At 68.8% G+C, this 24,818-nt stretch carries 22 protein-coding genes; 8 read left to right on the top strand and 14 right to left on the bottom strand.

The genetic code is table 11. From position 1 onward, the window contains the following. Positions 1–4: 4 nt before the first annotated feature. Together ettA and C1746_RS19070 are read right to left on the bottom strand one after the other, a co-directional pair. Positions 5–1,684, bottom strand: coding sequence for an energy-dependent translational throttle protein EttA (gene ettA, locus C1746_RS19065; protein ID WP_116716358.1), 1,680 nt, complete (start codon positions 1,682–1,684; stop codon positions 5–7). A gap of 225 nt (positions 1,685–1,909) precedes the next feature. Further along, a complete protein-coding gene (locus C1746_RS19070; RefSeq protein ID WP_116716359.1) occupies positions 1,910–2,782 on the bottom strand; it encodes a hypothetical protein in 873 nt (290 codons plus the stop codon). A 20-nt stretch (positions 2,783–2,802) separates the two neighbouring features. On the opposite strand from C1746_RS19070, the gene C1746_RS19075 reads away from it, so the two are divergent. From C1746_RS19075 to mca, 3 genes are read left to right on the top strand one after another with little or no spacing between them, the layout of a single operon-like run. After that, positions 2,803–3,648, top strand: a complete 846-nt coding sequence (locus tag C1746_RS19075; protein ID WP_116716360.1) for a competence/damage-inducible protein A — start codon at positions 2,803–2,805, stop codon at positions 3,646–3,648. Positions 3,649–3,669: 21 nt separating this feature from the next. Further along, entirely contained in the window at positions 3,670–4,518 is an 849-nt protein-coding gene (gene ppk2, locus C1746_RS19080) for a polyphosphate kinase 2 (protein ID WP_116716361.1), read from the top strand. A gap of 60 nt (positions 4,519–4,578) precedes the next feature. Further along, the gene (gene mca / locus C1746_RS19085; protein ID WP_205712001.1) at positions 4,579–5,487 is read left to right on the top strand and encodes a mycothiol conjugate amidase Mca; all 909 of its coding nucleotides are present in this window, start codon (positions 4,579–4,581) and stop codon (positions 5,485–5,487) included. A 2-nt stretch (positions 5,488–5,489) separates the two neighbouring features. On the opposite strand, the gene C1746_RS19090 is transcribed toward mca, so the two are convergent. The 3 genes from C1746_RS19090 to C1746_RS19100 form a co-directional block, all read right to left on the bottom strand. Beyond that, positions 5,490–6,602, bottom strand: a complete 1,113-nt coding sequence (locus tag C1746_RS19090; protein WP_162867968.1) for a M14 family metallopeptidase — start codon at positions 6,600–6,602, stop codon at positions 5,490–5,492. Positions 6,603–6,618: 16 nt separating this feature from the next. Beyond that, positions 6,619–8,103, bottom strand: a complete 1,485-nt coding sequence (locus tag C1746_RS19095; protein ID WP_116716363.1) for a glutamate-cysteine ligase family protein — start codon at positions 8,101–8,103, stop codon at positions 6,619–6,621. Between the two features lie 150 nt (positions 8,104–8,253). Further along, complete coding sequence (locus C1746_RS19100) at positions 8,254–8,427, bottom strand: CsbD family protein (protein WP_240599069.1); 174 nt, start codon at positions 8,425–8,427, stop codon at positions 8,254–8,256. A gap of 115 nt (positions 8,428–8,542) precedes the next feature. On the opposite strand from C1746_RS19100, the gene C1746_RS19105 reads away from it, so the two are divergent. Together C1746_RS19105 and C1746_RS19110 are read left to right on the top strand one after the other, a co-directional pair. Continuing rightward, the gene (locus C1746_RS19105; RefSeq protein WP_116716365.1) at positions 8,543–9,043 is read left to right on the top strand and encodes a hypothetical protein; all 501 of its coding nucleotides are present in this window, start codon (positions 8,543–8,545) and stop codon (positions 9,041–9,043) included. 13 nt (positions 9,044–9,056) lie between these two features. Beyond that, positions 9,057–9,527: a MaoC family dehydratase gene (locus tag C1746_RS19110; RefSeq protein WP_116716366.1), complete on the top strand. Its 471-nt coding sequence runs from the start codon at positions 9,057–9,059 to the stop codon at positions 9,525–9,527. 40 nt (positions 9,528–9,567) lie between these two features. Here the strand turns inward: C1746_RS19110 and C1746_RS19115 are convergent, their stop codons facing one another. Further along, the gene (locus C1746_RS19115; RefSeq protein ID WP_116716665.1) at positions 9,568–11,049 is read right to left on the bottom strand and encodes an AMP nucleosidase; all 1,482 of its coding nucleotides are present in this window, start codon (positions 11,047–11,049) and stop codon (positions 9,568–9,570) included. A 161-nt stretch (positions 11,050–11,210) separates the two neighbouring features. On the opposite strand from C1746_RS19115, the gene C1746_RS19120 reads away from it, so the two are divergent. Further along, positions 11,211–12,152, top strand: a complete 942-nt coding sequence (locus C1746_RS19120) for a potassium channel family protein (RefSeq protein ID WP_162867969.1) — start codon at positions 11,211–11,213, stop codon at positions 12,150–12,152. Between the two features lie 9 nt (positions 12,153–12,161). Here C1746_RS19120 and C1746_RS22250 read toward each other — a convergent pair whose 3' ends face one another. Next, complete coding sequence (locus C1746_RS22250) at positions 12,162–12,746, bottom strand: helix-turn-helix domain-containing protein (protein WP_240599072.1); 585 nt, start codon at positions 12,744–12,746, stop codon at positions 12,162–12,164. Between the two features lie 131 nt (positions 12,747–12,877). Between C1746_RS22250 and C1746_RS19135 the strand changes: the two genes are divergently transcribed. After that, entirely contained in the window at positions 12,878–13,714 is an 837-nt protein-coding gene (locus C1746_RS19135) for a DMT family transporter (RefSeq protein WP_162867971.1), read from the top strand. A 29-nt stretch (positions 13,715–13,743) separates the two neighbouring features. Beyond that, a complete protein-coding gene (locus C1746_RS19140) occupies positions 13,744–15,843 on the top strand; it encodes a thioredoxin domain-containing protein (RefSeq protein ID WP_116716370.1) in 2,100 nt (699 codons plus the stop codon). On the opposite strand, the gene C1746_RS19145 is transcribed toward C1746_RS19140, so the two are convergent. The 7 genes from C1746_RS19145 to C1746_RS19175 all read right to left on the bottom strand — a co-directional run bounded on the left by C1746_RS19145 (position 15,759) and on the right by C1746_RS19175 (position 24,690). Then, positions 15,759–18,425 (bottom strand): efflux RND transporter permease subunit, encoded by a 2,667-nt coding sequence (locus tag C1746_RS19145; RefSeq protein ID WP_116716371.1) that lies wholly within the window; start codon positions 18,423–18,425, stop codon positions 15,759–15,761. The genes C1746_RS19140 and C1746_RS19145 overlap by 85 nt on opposite strands. A 103-nt stretch (positions 18,426–18,528) precedes the next feature. Beyond that, positions 18,529–19,890 (bottom strand): sensor histidine kinase, encoded by a 1,362-nt coding sequence (locus tag C1746_RS19150; protein ID WP_116716372.1) that lies wholly within the window; start codon positions 19,888–19,890, stop codon positions 18,529–18,531. Continuing rightward, a complete protein-coding gene (locus tag C1746_RS19155; protein WP_116716373.1) occupies positions 19,887–20,585 on the bottom strand; it encodes a response regulator transcription factor in 699 nt (232 codons plus the stop codon). The genes C1746_RS19150 and C1746_RS19155 overlap by 4 nt, the downstream gene beginning before the upstream one ends. A gap of 22 nt (positions 20,586–20,607) precedes the next feature. Beyond that, positions 20,608–21,822: an ABC transporter permease gene (locus tag C1746_RS19160; protein ID WP_116716374.1), complete on the bottom strand. Its 1,215-nt coding sequence runs from the start codon at positions 21,820–21,822 to the stop codon at positions 20,608–20,610. Further along, complete coding sequence (locus tag C1746_RS19165; RefSeq protein ID WP_116716375.1) at positions 21,819–22,544, bottom strand: ABC transporter ATP-binding protein; 726 nt, start codon at positions 22,542–22,544, stop codon at positions 21,819–21,821. The genes C1746_RS19160 and C1746_RS19165 overlap by 4 nt, the downstream gene beginning before the upstream one ends. Continuing rightward, entirely contained in the window at positions 22,541–24,091 is a 1,551-nt protein-coding gene (locus tag C1746_RS19170) for a peptidoglycan-binding protein (RefSeq protein ID WP_116716376.1), read from the bottom strand. Before C1746_RS19170 ends, C1746_RS19165 begins: the two co-directional genes overlap by 4 nt. Continuing rightward, on the bottom strand, positions 24,091–24,690 hold the full coding sequence (locus C1746_RS19175; RefSeq protein WP_116716377.1) for a hypothetical protein: 600 nt from the start codon (positions 24,688–24,690) through the stop codon (positions 24,091–24,093). The genes C1746_RS19170 and C1746_RS19175 overlap by 1 nt, the downstream gene beginning before the upstream one ends. Positions 24,691–24,818: the final 128 nt, after the last annotated feature.

Below are 24,818 nucleotides of genomic sequence, written 5' to 3' on the forward strand. Positions count from 1 at the left end.
GCCGCTAGCTCCGGGTCAACGGCTTGTACTTGATCCGATGTGGCCGGTCGGCGTCGGCGCCGGTCCGTCGCTTGTAGTCGGCGAAGTAATCGGAGTAGGTGCCCGGATACCAGACCACCTGGGAGTTGCCTTCGAACGCCAGCATGTGGGTGGCGACGCGGTCCAGGAACCAGCGATCGTGGGAGATCACGACCGCGCAGCCGGCGAAGCCGAGCAGGCCTTCCTCCAGCGCGCGGAGCGTGTCCACGTCCAGGTCGTTGGTTGGTTCGTCCAGCAGGAGCATGTTGCAGCCCGTGCGGAGCAGCTTGGCGAGGTGGATGCGGTTGCGCTCGCCACCGGAGCACTGGCCGACCTTCTTCTGCTGGTCGGCGCCCTTGAAGTTGAACTGACCGCAGTAGGCGCGACCGTTGACCTCGCGGCCGCCGATCATCAGCAGGTCGTTGTCATCGGTGATCTCCTGGAACACGGTCTTGTCCGGGTCCAGGGCGTCACGGGACTGGTCGACGTACCCGAGGTCGACGGTCTCGCCGACCCGCAACTCCCCCTCGTCAGGCTTGTCCTGGCCCATGATCATCCGGAACAAGGTGGTCTTGCCGGCACCGTTGGCCCCGACGATCCCGACGATCCCGCCGGGCGGAAGGGAGAAGGTCAGGTCCTCGATGAGCAACTTGTCGCCGAAGCCCTTGTAGACGTTGTCGGCCTCCACCACGACGCCACCGAGGCGGCCGGTGTGGGGGATGGTCAGCTCGATGCCGCGATCCTGCGCCGATCCGGCCTTGGCCAGCAGGTCCTCGTAGGCGTTGATGCGGGCCTTGGACTTGGCCTGGCGGGCCTTGGGGCTGGCCGAGACCCACTCGAGTTCGGCGGCGAGGGTCTTCTGGCGTCTTGACTCCGTCTTCTCCTCCTGCCGGAGTCGCTCTTGCTTCTGCTCGAGCCAGCCGGAGTAGTTGCCCTGGAACGGCAGCCCCTTGCCGCGCTCGAGTTCGAGGATCCAGCCGGCGACGTTGTCCAGGAAGTACCGGTCGTGGGTGATCGAGACGACGGTGCCGGGGTACTCCTGCAGGAAGCGCTCCAGCCAGGCGACGGTCTCGGCATCGAGGTGGTTCGTGGGCTCGTCGAGCAGCAGCATGTCGGGTTTGGAGAGCAGGAGGCGGCACAGGGCCACCCGGCGCCGCTCGCCACCGGAGAGGGTCGTGACGTCGGCATCGCCCGGTGGGACCCGCAGGGCGTCCATGGCGATCTCGACGGTGCGGTCGAGGTCCCAGCCGTCTGCGGCCTCGATGGCGTCCTGGACGACGGCGAACCGGTCGTACACCTTGGCCATCTCGTCGTCGGAGAGGTCAGGATCGCCCATCTTGGTCGAGAGCTCGTTGAACTCCTCCAGCAGCGCCACCGTCTCGGTCAGTCCGTCGCGGCAGTTGCCGAGGACGTCCTTGTCGGGGTCGAGGTGCGGTTCCTGGGGCAGGTAGCCGATGTTGACGCCGTCGGCGGCCCACGCCTCACCTTCGAACTCGGTGTCGACCCCGGCCATGATGCGCAGCAGGGTCGACTTGCCGGCACCGTTGGGCCCGATGACCCCGATCTTGGCGCCGGGGTAGAACGACAACCAGATGTCGGACAGGATCTCCTTGGAGGGGGGCACCAGCTTGGTGAGCCCCTTCATGACGTACACGAACTCAGCCATAGGCCCAGAGGGTACGGAGGCGGCCGGGGGCTGCAGAGGCGGGCGCGGCGGAGGTCAGGTTCCCCACCACACGGTCAGGTTCCCCGCCACACGGTCAGGTTCCCCACCACGAGGTCAGGTTCCCCACCACGTGGTCAGGTTCCCCACCACGTGGTCAGGTTCCCCGCACTGTGGGGAACCTTGCCTCACCGTGGGGAACCTTGCCTCACTGTGGGGAGCCTTGCCTCAGACGGCGAACACCGCGAAGCCGGTCTGATTGACCAAGCCCAGCAGGCTCGACACCCCCAGCGCGATTGCCGCCCCGAGCACCACCTTGCCCCCACGTCGTGCGTGCAACGCCATCACCGCGACCAGCCCGAAGGTGGCCACGATCGCCGCCTGTTGCGCCGAGGCGACGAAGTTGGCCCCGCCGAAGAAGAGCGCGAAGATCTCAAGCGGTCCCAACGCCAAAGTGATCAACGGCGCGTAGACCCACCACCGCTCCCCCGGGCCCTCCTGCGGCATCCGCTGCTCAGCCAGGAAGAACATGCCGATGAGGCCGGCTGCCGGCAGCACGCTCACCAGCGGACGGTCGGCCAGCAACAGCAGCACCGTCGTCACCCCCGCGGTCCCGACACAGGCATAGCCCGCCTTGCGGACCAGTTCCGACTGGGGCTCATCGATCACGCGGAAGGCGTACTCACCCCGCCGGACCAGGAAGATCGCGAGGATCGCGAGCGACCCCCACTGCACCAGCAGACCGACCCACACCACGATCCTCGTCCCGGTCAGGACCTCACCAACCGGCACACCCACCAGAACCGCAGCAATCGCGTTGCCCACGGCGACGAGTCCTCCCAACGTCAACCCGGTAGCCAGGGCGCTCGAGGACCCTCCGAAGAGCCCGCTCCACGACTCCTCGCGATACCGCATCAGATACAGGGGCATCGCGGCCGTGAGCAGGAACGGCGCCGTGATGATGATCAACCAGTCGATCAGGGTGACGTCGAAGATCACCGGCAGCGCCTGCCGAGCCAGAGCCAGCAGCGCCGGACCGATCACGTACACCGCTGCGGCCAGGAAGAAATCGCTGCGCGCGTCATCGGCGTTGAGGTACATGGCACAGGAGGATACGTGCGATGCTGGTCGATATGACTGCCGCCATCGCCGCCTCAATCATCGTGATCGGCGACGAGATCCTCGGGGGGTTCGTGCAGGACACGAACTCCCACTGGCTGGCCACCCGTCTGCAGACGCTGGGTGTCCCGCTGGACCGAGTGCAGACCATCCCCGACACGATGGAGGCCATCGACGAGGGCGTCTCGATGGAGTTGGAGCGCGGAGGACCCCGTCTGATCATGACCACGGGCGGGATCGGCTCCACGCCCGACGACCTGACGCTGGAGGGTGTTGCCGCCACCATCGGACGGTCGGTCGTGGTCGACGCCGAGATCGACGGTCGCATCACCGCCGCGCTGGAGTGGACCGCCGAGCAGGGAGCGACCGTCACCCCGGACCACGAGCGGTCGATGCGGCGGATGGCCCGAGTGCCGGAGGGGGCCTACCTCCTGGCCGGGGCACGCGGCGTGGCGCCCGGTGTCGCCGTCGACCTCGACGGCGGGGTCCGCAAAGGAGGGACGACGATCGTGATCCTCCCCGGCATCCCCTCGGAGATGAAGCGGATCTTCGACAGCGGCATCGTGCCGGAACTGCTCGACGGTCTGGGCGTGCCACAACACGTCGTCGAACTGACCCACGAGTACCCGGAGTCCACGCTCAACCCCCTCTTCGACCGGCTGGTCGAGGAGTACCCGGAGGTGCATCTGGGCTCCTACCCGGGGCTGCCGTGCATCGTCCGGCTGAAGGGCACCCGCGACCAGGTCGAGGCCGCCGAAGCCGTCACCCGCACCTACCTGGACGAGTTGGATGCCGACCCCGCCAGCGCCCGACTCCGCAAGGCCTGGGCCGCGCGCTGGACCAGCTGACACCGCAACAAGGAGAGCGCCATGACCGCCAGCCACGCAGGACAAGCCTCCGACAAGGTCTTCGGACCCGAGGCCTACAGCAAGAAGCGAGGCCGGCTGAAGAAGGCGATCTACGAAGATGAGTTGGCGCGCTTGCAGGTCGAGCTGGTCAAGCTGCAGGAGTGGATCAAGCAGACCGGCGAGCGGGTCGTGGTGATCTTCGAAGGCCGTGACGCAGCCGGCAAGGGCGGGGTCATCAAGCGCATCACCGAGAGCACCAACCCTCGCATCGTCCGGGTCGTGGCACTGGGCACGCCCAGCGACCGCGAGAAGACCCAGTGGTTCTTCCAGCGGTACGTGGAGCACCTGCCGGCCGCCGGGGAGATGGTCCTGTTCGACCGCTCCTGGTACAACCGCGCTGGCGTCGAGCGGGTCATGGGGTTCGCCACGGAGGAGCAGGTCCAGGAGTTCATGCGGTCGTGCCCGCAGTTCGAACGGATGCTGGTCCGCTCCGGCATCCGGCTGATCAAGTACTGGTTCAGCGTGTCCGACGAGGTCCAGGAGGAGCGGTTCCAGGACCGGATCGCCACGCCCACCAAGCGGTGGAAGCTCTCGCCGATGGACATCCAGTCGCGGGCGAAGTGGCAGGAGTACTCCCGCGCCAAGGACGAGATGTTCGCCCACACCGACATCAAGCAGGCCCCCTGGATGGTCGTGAACGCCGACATCAAACGGCATGCGCGGCTGAACTGCATCAGCCACCTGCTCGACACCATCCCGTACGAGGACCTGACACCCGATCCCATCGAGCTCCCACCCCGTCCGGAGAACCAGGGCGGGTACGTGCGCCCGCCCATGGACGAGCAGACCTTCGTCCCCGCCCGCTACTGACCGCCCACCCGACCCCACTCGCGCGAGACCAGGTCGAGGGCGTGGCTACCCTGGGCGGCCATGCCAGCCCAACCCTCCCGTGACCTGCACGCGATGTTCCTGCACGCTCACCCTGACGACGAGTCGTCCAAGGGTGCGGGGACGATGGCCAAGTACGCCAAGGAGGGGTACCGGGTCTCGGTCGTCACCTTCACCGACGGCAGCGCCGGCGAGATCCTCAATCCGGCCCTCCAGGACCAGCCAGAGATCCTCGACAACATGATCGAGGTGCGCCAGGCGGAGTTGGCCGAGGCGCTGCGGATCATCGGTGTCACCGACCACGTCGACCTGGGCTTCCCCGACTCCGGGTACGTCGAGGAGTTCGCCGGGACGGGGGCTGAGCCCGACGCGGAGCTGGAGCAGACCTGCTTCTACAACGTTCCCATGGACGAGGTACTGGCCAAGCTGGTCCCGGTGATCCGCGAGATGCGCCCACAGGTGCTGGTGACCTACGACGAGAAGGGTGGGTACCCCCACCCCGATCACATCCGGACCCACACCGCCACGATGGCGGCTTGGCGCGCGGCGGCCGACCCGACCGTCATGCCGGAGGCCGGCCCGGCCTGGCAGGCGGCGAAGGTCTACTACCAGATGTCGTTCACCTACAAGCGGCTGTCTCTACTCCACGCGGAGTGCGAGCGTCGCGGGATCGAGACGCCCTTCGGCGAGTGGCTGGAGCGCTGGGACACCGACAAGCCCGAGCCGATCACCACCTCGATCGACGTGCGCGACCACTTGGCGACGCGAGCACAGGCCTTGCTAGCCCACCGGACCCAGGTCGACCCCGAGGGCCTGTGGTTCTCCATCCCCGACGACCTGGTCCGCGAGATCTACCCCTTCGAGGACTTCCAGCTGGCCCACACCACCCTCGAGGGCTACGAGCCCGGCGAGGGCGACCTCGAGTCCGACCTCTTCGCCGGCCTGGTGTAGCGCTACAGCGGCAGCCGCGGCTCCGGCTCCCCGGCCGTCCCGCCCAGGTCGGCGACGATGTAGAAGAGGCAGTCCCGGCGCGTCTGCTCCGCGCTGCGCGTCATCATCGCCGGAATAACGTCGCGCGTCAGCGTGATCGACCCCTCCCCGTCCACTTGCAGGAAGGCCGGGGCGCAGTCAACACCGGTGTCGTCCAGGACGACGAACGGGATGTCCCCACCAGGCACGGTGATGCCGACTCGGGTCCCGGCGTGCAGGCGGCCGAAGTTGGCCGCGTCCAGCCCCGGTGTGATCGACAGGTCGTGCGCCTCGGACAGCTCCTGCGCGAACTCGAACGCCACCTCTCGGCGGACCTCCACCCGGAAGCGCACCTCCAGCAGCCGTTGCCCCTCACCCATGGGGCCTGACCAGCCGTCACCGGAGGTGTCCGGTGGTCGGAGCTCCTCGGCTTGCATGAACACCTCGATGGCCCTCCGAGCCCACGACACGTGGGCCGCCACCCCCGCGCGACCGCACTCCACGGCGACCGCTGGACAGACGCCCTCCAGGGCCTGCATGAGCGTGTTGTCCTGGGTCCCCCAGATCAGCCCGATCCTGCTGATCAGCGCCGCCAGCGACCGGGTCGCCGCTGTCGGATCCGGGATGATGGCGTACATCGGGTTGTCGCCCGTGTTGTTGTGGATGTCGATGGCCCCCTCAAGCGGCTGGGCGGTGATGATGTCCAGGACCTGCGCCGCGCAGATGCGCATCCGGGTCGTCGCGGGCTCGATTCCCCAGACGCGGTTGAAGTCCTCCTGGTCATCCAGGAAGCGGTCCCCGAACCAGCCGTTCTGCGTGGCCGCCCGCACGTTGCCGATGAACAGCCACAGCGGCCGCAGCGACCGCCCGCCGGAACGCAGCCAGTCGAGCAGCGCGCGGTAGCCCGAGTCCTCGTTGCCGTGGAGCAGCACCGAGATCAACCGGTGCGGTCCAGGCTCGTCCCCCTCCAGGTGCAGCAGAGCCGGACGACCGTCGAGCACCTCCAGCACGTCGGTGTCGGTCCGCCCGGCGAGCAGATCTGCGATCGCCTGACGGCCCTCCAGACGATGGAACAGGGCAGGCTTGGACGTGGTCACGGGCCAGCGAGCGCCGCTAGTCGTGGACGGGCCAGGTGTGGACGGGCTCGCCCGCCTCACTGAGCCTGGCGTACCGGGACGTCACCCCGACCGCGGCCTGGGACTTCGTCATCCCGTGGTCCTCGGTGAGGTGGCGGTGCACGGCGATCTGCCAGGTCGCACCGTTCTGCTTGGCCAGCACCCGGTCCTCGATCACCCCGAGATAGCGGGAGATGTCGGCCTCGTCGATCTGCCACGTCTCGAGGCCACGACGGGCGAGCGGCAGCAAGTGCCGCAACACCAGCTCGGTGGCGCTGACGTATCCGAGGTCGGGCCAGTACAGCTGCGCCGTCAGGCCGAACTGGGCCGCGGTGTAGAAGTTCTCCTCCGCCGCCGCGAAGCTCATCTCCGGCCAGATCGGCGCCTGAGTGTCTGCGAGGCCCGCCAGCAACCCGTAGTAGAACACGATGTTCGCCGCGCAGTCGATCACGGTCGGGCCGGCGGGCAGCACACGATTCTCGATGCGCAGGTGCGGTCGGCCACCGGCGATGTCGTAGACCGGCCGGTTCCAGCGGTAGATGGTGCCGTTGTGAAGCGTCAGCTCCTCCAGCTTCGGGATGTCCCCGCTGGCCAGGATGGCGTCCAGGTCGGTCGGCTCGGTGATCGGCAGGAGGGAGGGGAAGAAGCGGACGTTCTCCTCGAACAGCTCGACCACACCACCGGTCAGCCAGCGCTCGCCGAACCACACCCGCGGCCGCACACCCTGCTCCATCAGCTCCTCGGTCCGGGTGTCCGTGGCCTGGGTGAACAGCGCGATGCGGGTCTCGTGGTGCAGTTGCTTGCCCAGGAAGAACGGCGAGTTGGCGCCAACGCTGACCAGCGGCCCCGACAGGACCTGCGCGGCGTTGAAGTAGCGGGAGAAGTCGTCGGGGTCCACCTGGAGGTGCATCTGCATCGACGTGCACGCGGCTTCGAAGACGATGGAGTTGGTGACCGTCGAGAGGGTCTCATCACCCTCGATGTGGATCACGAAGTCCTCACCGCGGGCCGCCAGGATCGTCTTGTTCAGCGCTTCGTAGCGGGGATTGATCGAAAGGTTCTGCTCGGTGATGTCGAAGTCGGTCAAGGTCGGCAGGATGCCGATGATCATGACCCGGGCGTCGAAGTCCCGTGCCTTGGTCGACGCGCGGGTGAGGGACTGCCGCAGCTCGTCCTCCACGTGGGTGAAGCAGTCGGCGATGATCGTCCGGGGCGGCGTGGCGAACTCCATGTTGAACTGAGCCAGTTCGGTCTGGAACTCGGGAGATGGCAGGGTGCCCAGGACCTCGGCGTTGATCGGGAGGACCTGGCACTCCTCGTCGGTGATGTAGATCTCCAGCTCGACCCCGAGGGTGCGCCGCCCCGTCGAGAACCGGCCCTCGTCCATCAGCTGCTGCAACGCCTGGACAGACGCCTTCACCTTCTCGCGGTACAGCCGACGGTCTTCGCGGGTGAACTGAATGGTCTCGATGTCGCGGCCCATCCGGGCTCCTCACTGACGGACTGTTCAGGGTCCTGTCGCGCCGGCACCCTGGGGACGCGAGCAGTCTAGTTGCCCGGCATCGGGACCATGGGAAACCCCCGGACGCTGGGCTGGCGCCGGGGGCAGGTGAGGACGGTGAGCGAGTCGGGGCTAGTCCTTCAGCTTGTCGACCTTGTCCTTGTTCTTCTCGTCGAGATCTTCCTTGATGTCGGCGGCGGCCTGGTCCTCCTGGCCCTCCTTCTTGAGGTCCTCGTCCCCGGTGAGACTCCCCACTGCCTCCTTCACTCGGCCCTTGACTTCATCCTTGTCGGCTTCGTTGGCCACGTCGGTCACTCCTCGGCTGTCTGGTGTTGGCTGGTCAACAAGACCTTTGACCGCAGACGCTGTGCTGAAACGCGGTCAGACGCCGTTCGGGGTGCGGGACTAGGATTCAAGTGCAATGACGTCGATGACGGTGAGCGCGGCCGGCGAGGTGTCCGCCGACCGGCTCTGGACCCTGCTGGCGACACCGGCCTGCTGGCCGGCCTGGGCGCCGCACATGCGTCACGTGTCACGTCCAGCTGCCGCCGGAGCCCCGGCGGCCGTCACCGTCGGCCAGCGGCTGGAGATCCACACGATCGCGCCGCTGGTCCGGGTTCCGGTCGAGGTCACGGCCGTCGAGGAAGGCGTCTCGTGGGTCATGGCGGCCCATCTGCCGCTCGGGACCATCCACTCCGGCCATCGGATCGCCGCCCCTGATGACGCCGCCCCTGATGACGCCGCCCGTGATGGTGCCGCCGAGGTGACGGTGACCATCACCTGGGACGGGCCGGCGCTGCCCGGTCGGGTGCTGCTCGCGGCCTACCGGCCCGTGGCGCTGCTCTCGGTCCGACGACTGCTCGAGCTGGCCGGCTCGGAGCAGGATGGCGCGAAGACCGCCGTGCAGCGCCTGTGTCTGTGAGAGGATCCCCACCATGAGCACCGCAGCAGCCCCCGTGACCACGATCGCCATGGACGACCTTCCGTCGTTGATCGGCACGGAACTCGGCCCCACGGCGTGGCGGGACGTCACCCAAGAGGACGTGGACACCTTCGCCGATGTGACCGGTGACCACCAGTGGATCCACATCGACCCGGAACGAGCGGCCGAGGGACCGTTCGGCCAGACCATCGCGCACGGGTTCCTGACCCTCTCCCTGGTCTCGGTGCTGATCGGCGGGCTGCTCGAGGTCACCGGCTCCTCCCTGACCGTCAACTACGGGCTCAACAAGGTCAGGTTCCCCGCCCCGGTGCCCGTCGGGACGGCCGTGCGGGCCACCGGTGTGCTGACCAGTGTGGAGGAGATCACCGGCGGCCTGCAGGGGATCGTGAACCTCACGATCGAGCGCGACGGTGGGACCAAACCGGTCTGTGTCGCCGAGGTCGTGTTCCGCTACTACGCCTGACCATCCTGCCTGGCCCCGTCGATCCGCAGACTCACGCCGCTCAGAGGAACGCGGTCTCCTCGAAGCTCCGCAGCTTCCTCGAGTGCAGCCGCTCGAGCGGCATGTCCCGCAGCGACTCGAGCGCTCTGATGCCGATCAGCAGGTGCCGACTGACCTGGGTCCGGTAGAACGAGGTGGCCATGCCCGGCAGCTTCAACTCGCCGTGGAGCGGCTTGTCGCTGACGCACAGCAGGGTGCCGTAGGGCACGCGGAACCGGAAGCCGTTCGCCGCGATCGTGGCCGACTCCATGTCCAGGGCCACGGCGCGCGACTGGGACAGGCGCTTGACCGGCCCGGCCTGCTCCCGCAGCTCCCAGTTGCGGTTGTCGATGGTGACGACGGTTCCGGTCCGCATGATCCGCTTGAGTTCGTAGCCCTCGAGTTCGGTGACGTCGGCCACCGCCTCCTCGAGCGCCACCTGCACCTCGGCCAGCGCCGGGATCGGAACCCAGATCGGCAGGTCGTCGTCCAGCACGTGATCCTCGCGGAGGTAGGCGTGGGCCAGCACGTAGTCGCCGAGGGATTGGGAGTTCCGCAGGCCGGCGCAGTGGCCGACCATCAACCACGCGTGCGGGCGCAGGACCGCGATGTGGTCCGTTGCGGTCTTGGCGTTCGAGGGGCCGACGCCGATGTTGACCAAGGTGATCCCCTGCCCTCCCGCACGGGTCAGGTGGTAGGTCGGCATCTGCGGCAGCTTCGGCGGATCGACCAGCGGCGCCTCAGGATCCTCCACGGTGACGCGCTGTCCCGCCGGACCGACCAACTCCTGGTAGCCCGCTGCCGGATCCCGCAGTGCCTCGCGGCCGTAGGCCAGGAACTCCTCCAGATAGAACTGGTAGTTGGTGAAGATCACGTGGTTCTGGAAGTCGGTGGCGTCGGTTGCGGTGTAGTGCGTCAGGCGGGCCAGCGAGTAGTCGACGCGCTGCGCCGTGAACGGTGCCAGTGGGCGCGTGCCGTCCGGAGCCGCCGCGGCCTCGCCGTTGACGATGGCGTCGTTGGTGACGTCGAGGTTGGGGACGTCGAACACGTCCCGGATCAGGAACGGCAGCACCCCGTCCTGGGGCACCGTCAGATCGGTGTGGTCGAGGAGGGCGAAGTGGATGGGGATGGGCGTCTGCGACGGCCCGACCTGCACCGGCACGTCGTGGGACCGGACCAGCAACTCGATCTGCTGGGTCAGGTAGTTGGCGAACAGATCGGGCCGGGTGATCGTGGCGGCGTACACGCCGGGCTCGGCCACGTGCCCGAAGGACAGTCGATTGTCCGTCCGCGCGAAGCTCGTCGTCGCGATGCGGATCTCGGGGTAGAAGGCGCGGAAGCGGCACTGTGGCGTCGCGCCGGTGAGTGCGTCGGAGAACCGCTCCTGCAGGAACGTCGTTGCCTCGCGGTACAGGCGCTGCAACTCGGCCACAGCCTCCGCCGCATCGGTGAAGCGCGTCGGCTCGGATTCCTCGGGCGAGCAGGTTGGCGGGTCGGGCAGCATGGCCCACAGCATGCCCGACCGTGCACGGCCGGTGCGGCGGGATTCCGTCGCACACACCGCGCTGGCTCTAGGCTTGGACAGCTATCGACGTCGACCTGATCACGCTGCCCCGAACCCGCCGGGATCCGCGAAAGGCGGTTGCCCAACGCATCGGGTTGGCTGTGAGCCTGCTCGTGTTCATCGCCGTCGTCGTCTACCTCGGCCGCGACGGGTACGTCGATGCCGAGGGTGGGCCCCTGAGCTTCCTGGACACGCTCTACTACGCCTCGGTCACGGTCACGACCACCGGGTACGGCGACATCTCCGCCGTGACACCCGTCACGCGACTTGCCGCTCTCGTCCTGATCACCCCGGCCCGCATCCTCTTCCTGATCCTGGTGGTCGGCACCACCGTGGAGATCCTGACCGAGCAGTACCGACAGCTACTGGCAACCCGCCGCTGGAGACGACGCGTGAACGATCACACCCTGGTCTGTGGATACGGCTCGACCGGTCGCAGCGCCACCGCCGCCCTGCTGGCCGACGGGGTCGCACCGGATGGCATCGTCGTGGTCGACACCAACTCCCTGGCGGTGGAGGAGGCGGCGTTGGCCGGGTTCACCGCCATCAAGGGGGATGCGTCCCGGGTGGCGGTCCTCGAGCAGGCGGCCGTGGAGCGCGCCGACTCCGTCATCGTCACGCCGAACCGGGACGACACCGCCGTCCTGGTCACCCTGACCGCACGCGAACTGAACCCCGACGCCCACATCGTGGTGACGGTGAAGGAACGGGAGAACGTCCATCTGCTGGAGCAGAGCGGCGCCAACTCGGTGATCGACCGCTCCGCCGCCGTGGGCCGCCTGCTGGGCCTGGCGACACGGACCCCGCGGGCCCTGACGGTCATCGACGACCTGCTGGACGGCCGCAGCTCGCTCGAGCTCGCCGAGTTGGCTCCGGTCTCCGGGCCCGACGGGAGCCTGGAGGTTCCCTCCGGCGTGTCTGCCATCGAGATCATCCGAGGCTCCGAGCGGCTCCTGTACGGCTCGGTGGCCGGTTCCCTCCAGGCCGGCGACCGACTGATCGTGGCGCGGCCCTGCGAACCTGCCGGAGCCAGCGACCCGTAGGGCCCGCCATCAGCCGGCGCCGGGTCGGAGGGTGTGAGGTGCTGGCATCTCGCCCTCGTCCCCGACGACGATCCACATGGAGAACGTGACCACGCTGTCACCGACGCAGCGGTAGGTGTGTCGATCGTGGGCTTGGAACACGAGGACGTCGTCCGCGGTGATCTCAGTCGAGCGGGGGCCGACCGTCACCTCCAACACGCCCGCCGACACCCGGATCGTCTCCGTCGTCCCCCGGGGGTGGGCTGCGCCGTCGAAGCGGTCGCCGGGCCGCAGCTGCCACTCCCACAACTCGACGCCGGCCGGGGGGTCCGTGCCGATCAGCAACTTGGCGCATGAGCCCGACTCGGTCGACCACAGTGTGACCGCGTCACCCACCCGGCGCTGCTTCACCAGAGGGCCGGCCGGCGCCTCGATGAGGGTGGACAGGCCGACACCGAGGGTCTCCGACAGCGCACAGAGGGTCGCCACCGATGGATTGGAGCGCTGCTGCTCGATGGCCACCACAGTGCCCTTGGACAGACCGGATGCCGTGGCCAGGGCATCCTGGGACCACCCCAGCGCCAGCCGATACCGCCGGGTGTTGGCGCCGATCACGTCGGCCAACGCATCTACGTCCAGCGATCAACCCCCCTGGTCATTATTCTGACCGTCAGCACAGTAGAGTTGCCAGAAGGGCGTGGTTGGCGTACCGTCTCGGTCATCATGCTGACCGAAAGGCTACAACGGTGACCGCGATCCTGCTGGCTCTGGCATCAGCCGGCACCTTCTCCGCTGCTGACTTCCTCGGAGGTCTGGCCAGTCGGAGAGCGGACGCCACCCCGGTGGCCCTGGTCTCGCAGGTCGTCGGCTTCGCCCTCCTCGCCGTCGGGCTGATCGTGCTGCCCGGCACGCCCTCGATCAGCGCATTCGCCTGGGGTGGCATCGCAGGGCTCGGTGGTGCCGGCGGGCTGATCGCCTACTTCCGGGCCCTGTCGATCGGTGCCATGGGCCTCTCGGCACCGATGGCCTCGCTGGTCGGGGCCGTCCTGCCGGTCTCGGTCGGACTGCTGCTGGGCGAACGGCCGGGTCTGCTGGCCGTGGTCGGTGTGGGACTGGGGCTGGCCGCAACCGTGTTGGTCTCCCTCCCAAGCAGCCAGACACCCCGGGCGGAGGGCCAGCACACCGCCCTGCTGACCGCTGCGCTGGCCGGTGTGCTGTTCGGCCTGTTCTTCGTCGGACTGGACCAGGCGCCGGACGACTCTGGCCTGTGGCCACTGGTCGGCGCCCGCATGACCGGCGTGGCGCTGATCGGTGGGTTGCTGGGCTTTCGGCGCGCCACCTTCCCCCGCGGCGCCGCCCTGCGGACGGCCATCCTCTCCGGAGCGCTGGACATGATCGCCAACATCCTCTTCCTGTTGGCGACGCGGGAAGGACTGCTGGTCCTGACGACTGCGATCACCAGCCTCTACCCAGTGGGGGTGGTCATCCTGGCGTGGGTCGTCCTGTCGGAGCGACTGGCCCGTTCCCAGGTCAGCGGGGTCGTGATGGCGCTGATGGCGACGGTGCTCATCGCGCTGCCCTGACCCCGCCGACTGCCGGGTACGGTCAGACCATGCCCAACCGTCTGGCTTCATCGTCCTCGCCGTACCTGCGCCAGCACGCCGACAACCCGGTCGACTGGTTCGAGTGGGGTGACGAGGCCTTCGAGACAGCACGAGAGCGCGATGTCCCCGTGTTCCTCTCCGTGGGCTACTCGTCCTGCCACTGGTGCCACGTCATGGCCCACGAGTCCTTCGAGGACGAGGCAACGGCCGGCTACATGAACGAGCACTTCGTCAACGTCAAGGTCGATCGGGAGCAGCGACCCGACGTGGACAGCGTCTACATGTCGGCAGTCCAGGCCCTGACGGGTCAGGGCGGCTGGCCCATGAGCGTGTTCCTCACCCACGACGGACGACCGTTCTACGGCGGCACCTACTGGCCGACCGAACCCCATCACGGCCGCCCGTCCTTCATGCAAGTCCTGGCTGCTGTTCGCGGCTCGTGGACCACGGAGCGGGCAAAGGTACTGGCGGGCAGCGACCGGATCACCGACCACCTCCGACACGCTCAGGAACTCGGTGACGGCGCGACGGTGGATACCGACGTGCTGGACAGCACTGCCGAGCGCATCGTGGCCGCCTGGGACCGCACCCATGGGGGGTTCGGGCGGGCCCCGAAGTTCCCCCAGGCGATGTCGATCGACTTCCTGCTGGCCCACCATCAGCGGACCGGCGACCCCGACTCCCTCCAGGCCGCCGTGCACTCGCTGGAGAAGATGACCCGGGGTGGCATCTACGACCACGTCGGCGGTGGCTTCGCCCGGTACTCCGTCGACGAGCGCTGGCTGGTGCCTCACTTCGAGAAGATGCTGTACGACAACGCCCTCCTCCTCCGTGCGCTGGTCCACGCCTGGCAGATGACCGGTCTGCCTCGGTTCGAGCGGGTCGCCCGTGATGTTGCCGAGTACCTGATCCGGGACATGCAGCAACCCGAGGGTGGGTTCTCCTCGGCCACCGATGCCGACTCCGAGGGGGTCGAGGGCAAGTTCTTCGTGTGGACGGCCGAGGCGTTCGATGAGGCCGTCGTGGCGGTCGGTGAGGACCCGGCCCGGTGGCGCGAGCGATTGGGTGTGACGGTCGACGGCAACTGGACCGACCCCCACGGGCACGCCCCGCCTCGGGCGAACATCCTCCATGAGGTCATAGCGCACGAGGAGGACGATCCGGGCTTCGCCCGGCGCTGGGCCGCGGTCCGCCAGTCGCTGCGAGAGCGGCGTGACCTGCGGGTGGCGCCGGGGCTGGACGACAAGGTCCTCGTCAGCTGGAACGCACTGGCCATCGCCGCGCTGGCTGAGGCAGGTGCGGTGCTGCAGGAGTCGACCTACGTGGAGGCCGCCCAGCGCGCGGCGTACTTCATCGCCGACCACATGACCGGGTTCGGCATCCGTGCCCAGACGTCGCTGCGGCAGGAGTGGCGTCGGCCCGACGGGCTGCTGCACACGTGGTCTCCCGGTCACGCTGCCGAGGTGCCCGCGCTGCTCGAGGATCTCGCCCTGCTGGCCCGTGCGCTGCTGATGCTGTTCGAGGCGGACGGCGATCCGCGGTGGGTCGACTGGGCGACGATGCTGGCCGCGCAGGTCGAGGCCGACTTCGCCGACGGCGAGGGGGCCTACTACGCCACCGGGGTCGACGGGGATCCGACGGGGCCCGACCTGCTGCTGCGCCCCCTCGATCTGTGGGACAACGCCCAACCGTCGGGGTCGAGTGTGATGGTGGAGGTGAACGTCCGCCTGGCAGCGCTGACCGGGGACCAGGCCTATCGGGACCGCGCCGTCGCAACGGTCACCCGCTTCGGCGATCGGCTGGCGAAGGCGCCGCTCGGGTACGGGGAACTGGCCGTGGGCGCCGAGCGACTGCTGGCCGGACCGGTCGAGGTCGCGCTGGTCGGTGGGGACGTCGGTGCGTTGGCATCCGTCGTCCGGGAGACCTGGCGCCCCGGCGTGGTGCTGGCCATCGGCGGGGGCGAGGACCCGCCGTCCGTGCCGCTGCTGCGAGACCGGCCGACCCGCGACGACCAACCGACGGCCTACGTCTGCCGTGGGTTCGTCTGCGACGCTCCGACGACCGAGCCGGGTGAGTTGGCGGCCCAACTGTCGGCACCGTCCGCGTGAGGCGATCCGGCGGCGGTCACCGCCGTGGTCACGACGCCGGGACGGCCCTCCTGGGGGGAGCGGTCCACGGACACGGGGCGGCCCTCAACGGCTCTGGCGGTCCGTCGGCGCTGGTAGATCACCAACATGGCGGGCAGCACCCACAGCGTCGCAACCAGGCTGAGGAGCATGGCGTAGACGGTCACCAGGCCCAGACGTTGGAACGGCACGATCGACGCCACGGTCAGGACACCGAAGCCGAAGGTGGAGGTCGCGGCCGAACCCGCCAACGCCGCCCCGGTGTGTCGAAGGGCTGAGCGGACGCCGTCCGCCACCGAGTCAGCTTCCTTCACGTCCTCCACGAAGCGCTCACCGAGGTGGATGCAGAAGTCCACGCTCACGCCCACGATCAGCGCCGAGATGATGGCGGTCACGATGTCGAACGGGATGTCCGACAGGTACATCAGCCCGAAGACGCTGAGGGTGACGAACACGACCGGACTGAGCACGATGACGCCGAGGAGCCACTCGCCCGACCGGAGCCCGTAGACCAGGGCCAGCAACAGCATCACGATCCCGAGCGTTGCGATCAGACCGACGACGACGGAGTCCGCGAGCAGCGCCGTGACATCGTCGGAGATGATCTGCTGGGAGGTGACGACCGCGGAGGCGCCCGCCGAGCGGGCCGGCTCGACCGCGGCATCCACGGCGTCGCGGATCTGCTCGCTGCCGACAACAGCGCTCTGCGTGCGCGCGGAGACCCTGATCGCGGCGTCGCCCGTGGTGTCGATGTCGACCGTGGCCGCGACCCCGGCGTCGACTCCGCTCAGCAGGGTGTAGATCGCAGCGACGTCAGCGTCCGCCGTCACCGTGCCCTCGGGTCGGAGACCGAGTTCCTGCGCCTCGGCGACAGCCTCGGTGACAGCGGGATCTGTCGATCGTTGCACCTGAGCGAGGGCTGTGACCGGTGTCCGGACATCCGCCGACGCGCCCGACTGGACGATCCCGTCGGCGCCGGCCAGCGCGTTCGGTACGTCGGCCAGCGAGTTGTGTAATTCGGGCGTCAGGACGTCAGGCCCGCTGATCAGCACCTCGGTGGTCTCACCCAGGCCGCCGTCGAAGTCCTCGTCGAGGATCTCGAACGCCCGAGCCGTGGATGATCCCTCGGGGAGGAACGCCGAGGTGTCGAACTCGACCGGGAGCTGGGTCAACCCCCACCCGCCCAGACCGGTCAGGACGACGGCCACCCCGACGATCACACCCGGGAACCGGGTGATCGGACCGACGCCAGCCGTTGCGAGGCGCGACAGCAGTGACGTCTCGCGTGGGGCCACCTCAGCGGTGACGTGGGGACGGCCTCGGCGACCTGCGAGTCGATCGAGCAGCAACCGTCCCGCAGGTACAACCGTTGCGGTCGTCAGGAAGACGGCAACGATGCCCGTCGTGGCGAGGATGCCGAGGTCACGGATGGACGGGACCGGGGAGACCAGGTTGGAGAGGAACCCGATCCCGGTGGTCAGCATCGACAGCAGCAGTGCCACCCCGACCGTCCGACCGATCCGCGCCGCCGCCTCGGTGGGGTCGAACCGCTGGAGGTCCTCCCGATACCGACTGTGCAGGTGGATCGAGTAGTCCACGCCGAGGGCCAGCAGGATGATCGGGACCACCTGGGTGGGCGGTGTCGCAACACCCACGACCCCGAGGTGGTCGGGGCCGAGCAGGACGCCGATGCCCTGGTTCCACACGATCGCGACCAGGACAGCTCCCATCGCAAGTCCGGTGTCGGCCGCCGTCCGACGAAGGGCGCCGAACCAGCTGAGCGCAGCACCGGTTCGTGCTCGGAGCACCAGCGCCAAGGTCACGATGATGACCAGCGCCGCGATCCCGAACAGGCGAGCGATCTCACTGCCGAAGTCGTCATCAGGACTGGCCAGCAACGAGGTGGAGAAGGCGACGGCCTCGAGTGGGGTGTCCGCGTCCTCCAGACCCGCAACGAAGTCCTGTTGGGCCTGATTGAGTGCCGCGTCGTCAGCGAACGCAGCTTGGTCGATCTGCAGCAGCACGATCCCAGAGCTGGACGACGTCGGATCCTCGCCCGACAGCAACTGCTGGACCAACGCCTCGGCGCCGCCCGGCGTCGCTGAGCCCCCGGGCTGCGCCGACAGACCGAGTTCCTGGTACCGATCGACCTCCTCGTCGCTCAGTGCCGACAGCTCCTCGCCCGACTGACGGGCCGCCTGCTCGGCGGGCAGCAGGAACGACTGCACGGCCTGCGGACCGGCCACACCCTCGCCCAACGTGTCCTGGGCCAGCTCGGTGACCGCTGCGACCGTCTCGGCCCCGTCGGCCGAGACGACATCGCCGCCCTCCTCAGCCGCGACGACGACCTGGAGCACCGCCGTGGTCTCATCGGCGAAGCGGTCGGTCAGGACCTCCTGAGCCAGCACCTCCTCGGTGTCTGGCGAGAACGCAGAGGCGTCGTTGGAGATCTCGGACTGGCCGGCGTAGCCGGCGAGAACGAGGGTGAGCAGCGCGACCACGACAACGGTGAGCAGCGGGCGGCGCGAGACGAGTCGGGCGAGCGAGCGGGCGACAGCATCCATCAGGGGTCCTTGTGGTCAGGTGGCGAATCGATCCGGTTCGTCCGGACCTCCCTGATGGTCGACCCCGTACCTGAAGGAGCCGAGCGAGCAATCTACGGACTTCCTAAGGACTTTCCGTGGCAGACCGCCAGCCCCCGTCGCCGGCATCGTCGAAGGTGAGGCACAAGGACAGGCCACCGTCGTTCGACGCCTCGACCGTCCACCGATGCCCCGCCGCCACCTGTGCCACGAGCGCCAGACCAAGGCCCGAACCCGGTCGGCGACGCGCCTCCGGGGCCCGCCAGAACTCCTCGAAGAGATGGGTGAGGTCCGCCGGATCGACGCCGGCACCGCTGTCGGTGACACGGAGCTGACGGTCGTCCACCATCACCTCCACCGGTGGCTCGCCATGCCGCAGGGCGTTGTCGAGCAGGTTGACGACCGCGGCCCGCACGCGATCCGGCGCCCCGGTGACCGTCACCGGTCGCAGGTCGGCCGTGATCACGGCGTCTGGGTCGAAGGTGTGCACCTGCGCGATGGCATCGGCGATCACGTCGTCCAGCCGGAAGGGCGCGAACGGCGGCTCCTGCCCCTGGTGCCTGGCGAGGTCCACGAGCTGGGAGACGAGCGCCGCCAGTGCATCCAGCTGCCCGATCGTGGTGTCCATCAGCGCGTGGCGGTCCGGATCGTCCTCCGGTAGTCGCCTGAGGAGCTCGACGTTGGCACGCACTGCCGCTACCGGGGTCCGAAGCTCGTGGGAGGCATCGGCCACGAGCAGGTGTTGGGCTCGCCGCGACTCCGCCAGCCGATCCAGCATGCGATTGAAGGAGGCGGCGAGCACCACCAACTCGTCGTCCTCGCCAGCCGATTCGACGGGCAGGTGAGCCGTCAGCTGACCGGTGTCGGCGACGTGTTCCGCGGCCGAGGCGACCCGCGCCAGCGGCGTGACCGCTCGATCAGCGATCAGCCGACCAAGACCGATGCCCAGTCCGGCACCCAGCACGGTGAGGCCGGAGACGATCCAGGCCAGTCGGGTCAGGCCCGCTTGGACGTCGTCGATCGGACGACCGACCTGCAGGACCACATCGTCGGTGACGGCGGCCGTGACCACGCGCATGGTCGTGCGCTCGCCCGCGACGGTTTCGAGCAGCGGCGCGTCGGCCACCGATGGGGACGACGGCACCGCGGGCAGGGCAACATCCTGATTGCCGGCGACGAAGAGCACCCGTCCCCCTCGGCGGACCGACACCACACCGATCGGGACCAGCTCGGTCGGCAGGACCGGCGGCACCTCCGACGGCTGTCGGAAGGGCACCACTCGCCCGAACTCCGATTGTCGCAGCGTCTCGACCGTCGTGATCAGGCCTTCGTCGACGGCGCCCAGCATCGTCTGACGGGCCACGACCCAACCGACGGCGCCGCTGAGGGCGACGGTCGCGGCCAGACTGGTTGCCACGAATGCGACCAGTCGGCGTCGGTAGGTCATGCCGTCTGGTCGGTGCGCAGGACGTACCCGAAGCCCCGGACGGTCTGGATCATGCGTGACTGGCCACCCGCCTCGAGCTTGCGCCGCAACTGCCCCACGTGGACATCGGCGGTGTTCGACTCCTGCCCCGGCGGCAGTCCCCAGACCCGCTCGAGAAGCTGTTCGCGCGACAGGACGGTGTTCGAGTGCTCCATGAGCATGGCCAGCAGGTCGAACTCCGTACGCGTCAACACGACCTCCTGTCCCGCTCTGGTCACCTGCACAGCCGCCCGGTCCAAGACCACTGAGCCGACCCGCAAGCGGCTGTCGCGTGTCTCGACCCAGCCCGCACGACGGCCCAGCGCTCGGACGCGGGCGACCAACTCGTCCAGGGCGAAGGGCTTGACGAGATAGTCGTCCGCTCCGGCTTCCAGGCCGGCGACCTTGTCGCTGACGTGGTCACGTGCCGTCAGCATCAGGATCGGCAGTGCCCGACCGTCCCGCCGAAGCCGTCGCGTGACGGCCATGCCGTCCGTTCCCGGCAGCCCGACGTCCATCACGATCAGGTCGGGCTGGTCCGTCTCCACCATCGCGATGGCGGTCAGGCCATCCGGCGCTTCGAGACAGGTGTATCCCTCCAGTGACAACGTCTTCGCGACCGCGGTCCGCAGACTGTCGGCGTCCTCGACGATCAGGATTCGACGCTGCTGGGTCATCGTCCACCGGTCCGTCGGGCGGTCATGCCCGCAGGGCCTCGGTCGGTGACAGGCGAGACGCCCGGATGGCGGGGTACAGCCCAGCAACGCCACCGATCAGCACGGCCGCGGCCAAGCCGCCGACGACGCCGATGCTCGGAATGATGATGCGCCACCCCTCCAGTGTTGCGTATCCCGCGGTCACGCCGGCGCCGATGGCAACCCCGACCAGGCCGCCGACCACGGAGAGCACCAGCGCTTCGGTCAGGAACTGCCGTCGGATGTGCGCCCGAGTCGCGCCGATGGCCCGGCGCAGACCGATCTCCGAGCGGCGCTCGATCACCGCGATGACCATCACGTTGGCGATGCCGATGCCACCCACCAGCAGTGCGACGCCGCCGAGCGCGAGGAACAGCGACGCGAACTGGCTATCCGCCGCCGCCTGGGCCTCGAGCACGTCGGAGGGTCGGGAGACCTGGATCTCCTCCGGCGTCTCGGGGTCCGCCGTTGCCGCCAGCACCTCGCGGGTGGCCTCGACCTGCCCGTCAGCCACGCGGGTGTAGATCCGGGTCGGGGTCAGCGCGTCGTCGGGATCCAGGAAGGTGCTCGCGGCCTGCTGGCCGACGTACACCCCCCGGTCGAGGTCTGCCGCCAACGGGAACGGGTCGAGGATGCCCACGACCGGCACCTCGACCTCGCCGATCGTGACGCTGACGCCCGTCGAGAGGTGGACATCGGTGACGCCGAGCCGTTCCGCCGAGACCGCGCCCAGCACCGCCCCGGGGTACTGCTCGGTGGCGTCGGTCAACCAGGTCCCAGCGGCGACGGATCCGGAGACGGTGCCCAACAGGTCGCCCGAGACGGCGTAGGTGGTCATGCCGCCCGTGATGCCCTCGTCCACGAAGGATGACCGACGCGGCGCATCGGGGAGCTCCGACAGCTGTGCGCTGGTCTGGACGGTGCCGACGCGGTTCACCCGGGCAAGCGCCTCGTCGGGCAGCTCGCTGTCGCCCGTGCCGAAGCCACTACCGGCCTCGAGGGTCAGCAGGTTGGTGCCGAGGGCGTCGAGTTGATCGATCAGGTCCGAGCGGGAGGACTCCGAGAGCCCCAGCACGCCGACCAGCGAGGCAATGCCGATGGCGATGCCGAGCGCCGAGAGCGCGGCCCGGACCTTGCGGGTCCGCAGGCCGTGGGTCCCGACACCGAGCAGGTCCCGCAGGGCCAGACGACTGGTGGCGGGCTCGGTCGCAGCCGTCATCCCGTCACCGCCAGGGCCGTGTCCCGCTCGACCCGTCCGTCCAGGAGCTCAACCCGCCGAGGAAGCGATGTCGCGATCGAGGTGTCGTGTGTGATGACGACGATGGTCGTGCCGTCGTCGTGCAACTCGTGGATGAGATCCATCACGGCGCCGGAGGAGTGGGAATCGAGGTTTCCCGTGGGCTCGTCGGCCAAGACGAAGGCAGGTCGGGCCACCAGGGCCCGGGCGACGGCGACCCGCTGGCGCTCCCCGCCCGACATGCTGTTGGGCACATGGTCGAGGCGATGACCCAAGCCGACGCGCTCCAGCGCCTCTCCGGCAGACTCTCGCCTGGCGGCCGCACTGACCCCCAGGTAGAGCAGTCCAGCGGCGACGTTCTCCAGGGCGGTGGTGCCCGCCAGGAGGTGGAACTGCTGGAACACGAATCCGATGCGTGCGGCCCGAAGACCCGCCAGGGCCTTGTCGTCCAGCGTGGTCGTCTGCGTCTCCTCGATCATGACGGTTCCGCTGGTCGGTCGATCCAGCGTTCCCATGATGTGCAGCAGCGTCGACTTGCCGCTGCCGGACGGGCCCACGACGGCCAGGAGCTCGCCAGGCATCACGCGCAACGAGACACCGTCCAGGGCGTGAACCGGATTGGATCTCGTCCCGTAGATCTTGGTGACGGCCGACACCTGAAGAGCTGGCGGTCCGGACTCCGTGGTCGTCCATCGCGTACTCATCGTGCCACCACCACGGCGTCCCCCTCGGCCAGGTCGCCGGCGACCTCGACGAGTCCGTCCACGAAGTCGCCGGTGCTGACACCAACCAACCCGCGACCGACGACCTCGACGGCGAAGCCACCCTCTTGCAGCGCGACCAGCGCGCCACTGGGAACGACCATGACACCCTCGGACACGACCTCCACGGCGTCCACGTCGACCGGAGCATCCACCCATCCGGCGGCGCTCGACAGGTCCGTCCTGACCGTCATCTCGACGTAGTCGTCCTCGTCGGGCACGGTGGAACGAGTCGCGATCGCGGCGATCTCCTCGACGGTCCCCGGCACCTCGGTGCCGTCGGGCAGGGTCACCCGCACCTCGTCGCCGACGGCCACCAGGGCCTGCTCGTCCAGCGGCACCTCGGCGACCACCGTCTGGGTCGTCCGCACCTCCTCGAACAGGACGGTCCGGGATGTCAGCTCATCACCGACCTCGACGTGGACCCGCGACACCGTGGTCTCGGGCGGGACGCCCACGACCTGACCGACCTGCACGATCCCGTCCTCGGGCAGGTCCAGGGAGCCCTCCCAATCCGCCACCGCCTCGGCAGTTGTGTCGTCGTAGGTGTCATCGACCTCGAGATCGCCAGCGGCATCGAACCCGAGCGAGGTGAGCGCCTCCTCCAGGGCACGCACGTCATCACCCACTGCGTCGAGGCTCAGCTCCCGATCGAAGCGCGTGTGGGAGATGACGGCGACGACCGGGTCCCCTTCGACCTCGAGGACCACCGAACCATGTTCGACGGCGGTCTCCACCTCGATCCGGCCGGTGATCACGCCACTGTCAGGACCGCCGCTGACCACGGTGACCACATCCGTCACGACCACGGTCAGCACCAGCGACCCCGTCTGCACTCGCTGGCCCTTCGAGACCGCGTTCTCCGATACGAGCGCCGGGCCGTCCATCACGTGCACGGTGCCGGGGTCGAGCTCGCCCGACTGTGGCAGTCCGTACTCGGCCTGGAAGGCGACGAGCCCGGCTTGCGTGTTCTCGTCGAAGGCGCCGTCCACATCCAACGCCCCATCTGCGTCGAACTCGAGCGCCAGCAGGTTGGCTTCCAGCTGATGGACGTCGTCTCCCGTGTCACCCAGGGCCAGTGGACGGTAGTGGGGGAGGTCGCCGTACAGCGCGACGACATCGACGGCATCGACGGCGTAGATCACGTCACCCCGCTCCAGCCGATCGGCGTCGCCGGCCACCGCGGTCACCGTGCCGTCCCGGCCAGCTGAGATGGTCACCGGATCACCCGAGGAGATGGAGCCCGTGAGGGTCGTCTCCTCGACCAGGTCGGTGACGCGCACGGGAGCGGTGCCGGGCGAGTCGCCCGAGGTGTCGCTGCCGGGTTCCGCCGCATCGCCGTTCGCGCTCGCGTCGTCGGCGGTCACGGGATCCTCCGTGCCGGCGTCAGCCCGGTCGCTGCCGAACCACCCGGCTGCAGCCAGGCTGAGCAGCAGCAGGCCGGCGACGGCCAGCGTCACGCTCGACCGGCGTGTCAGGTTGCGCCCCATCACTGGTCACCGCCGATGGTCAGACCGGCCTCGTCGGCGCACGCCTGCACGTCGGTCTGGACGTCGGGGTCCTGCAGGTCGACGTCCGGGCCGAAGATCTGGCTGAACCCGCCGCCTCCACCACCGGCACCGGGTGGACCGATGCTCGGATCCTCCGCGTCGTACCCCCGGTCGCGCAGGCACTGTGCGACGGCGACGGCCTGGTCCGTGAGCTCGGTCTGGTCCACATCACCCAGCGCGAACGTCGCGCCCTCGACCTCGGACTGGCAGGTCTGGAACGCCTCCTGGATCCCCGGCTGCTCCCCGATCCCCTGCAGGTCCTGGGGGTCGATGTCCAACTGACCCTCGCCGTCGATGCGGGGGTCGGGGAAGTCGATCCCCTGGTCGCGCATGCACGCGGCGAAGGCGAGCGCAGCCTCCTCCTCAGTGGGGGGTTCGGTTGCGTCCGCCTGGTCGGCGTCGCTGCTGGCGGTACTGCCATCTAGTGTGGCCAGGTCGGCGCTGCTGGATTCCTCAGCGCTGTCGTCGGATCCACACGCGGCCAGCGCGAGGACGGCGACCACCAGCAGCGCCAGTCGGCGGACGGTGGGACGTGACATCTCGGGACTCCTTGATCGGTGGGAACAAGGACACCGTCCCTCCGCACATCAAGTGATCCCGACGAATCACCTAAAGATCATCTAAGGAGCAGCCCACCCGGTCCAGATCACCGACGAGGAGGACCTCC

The sequence above is a fragment of the Euzebya tangerina genome (genome assembly GCF_003074135.1).
In the GTDB taxonomy this organism is placed as follows: domain Bacteria; phylum Actinomycetota; class Nitriliruptoria; order Euzebyales; family Euzebyaceae; genus Euzebya; species Euzebya tangerina.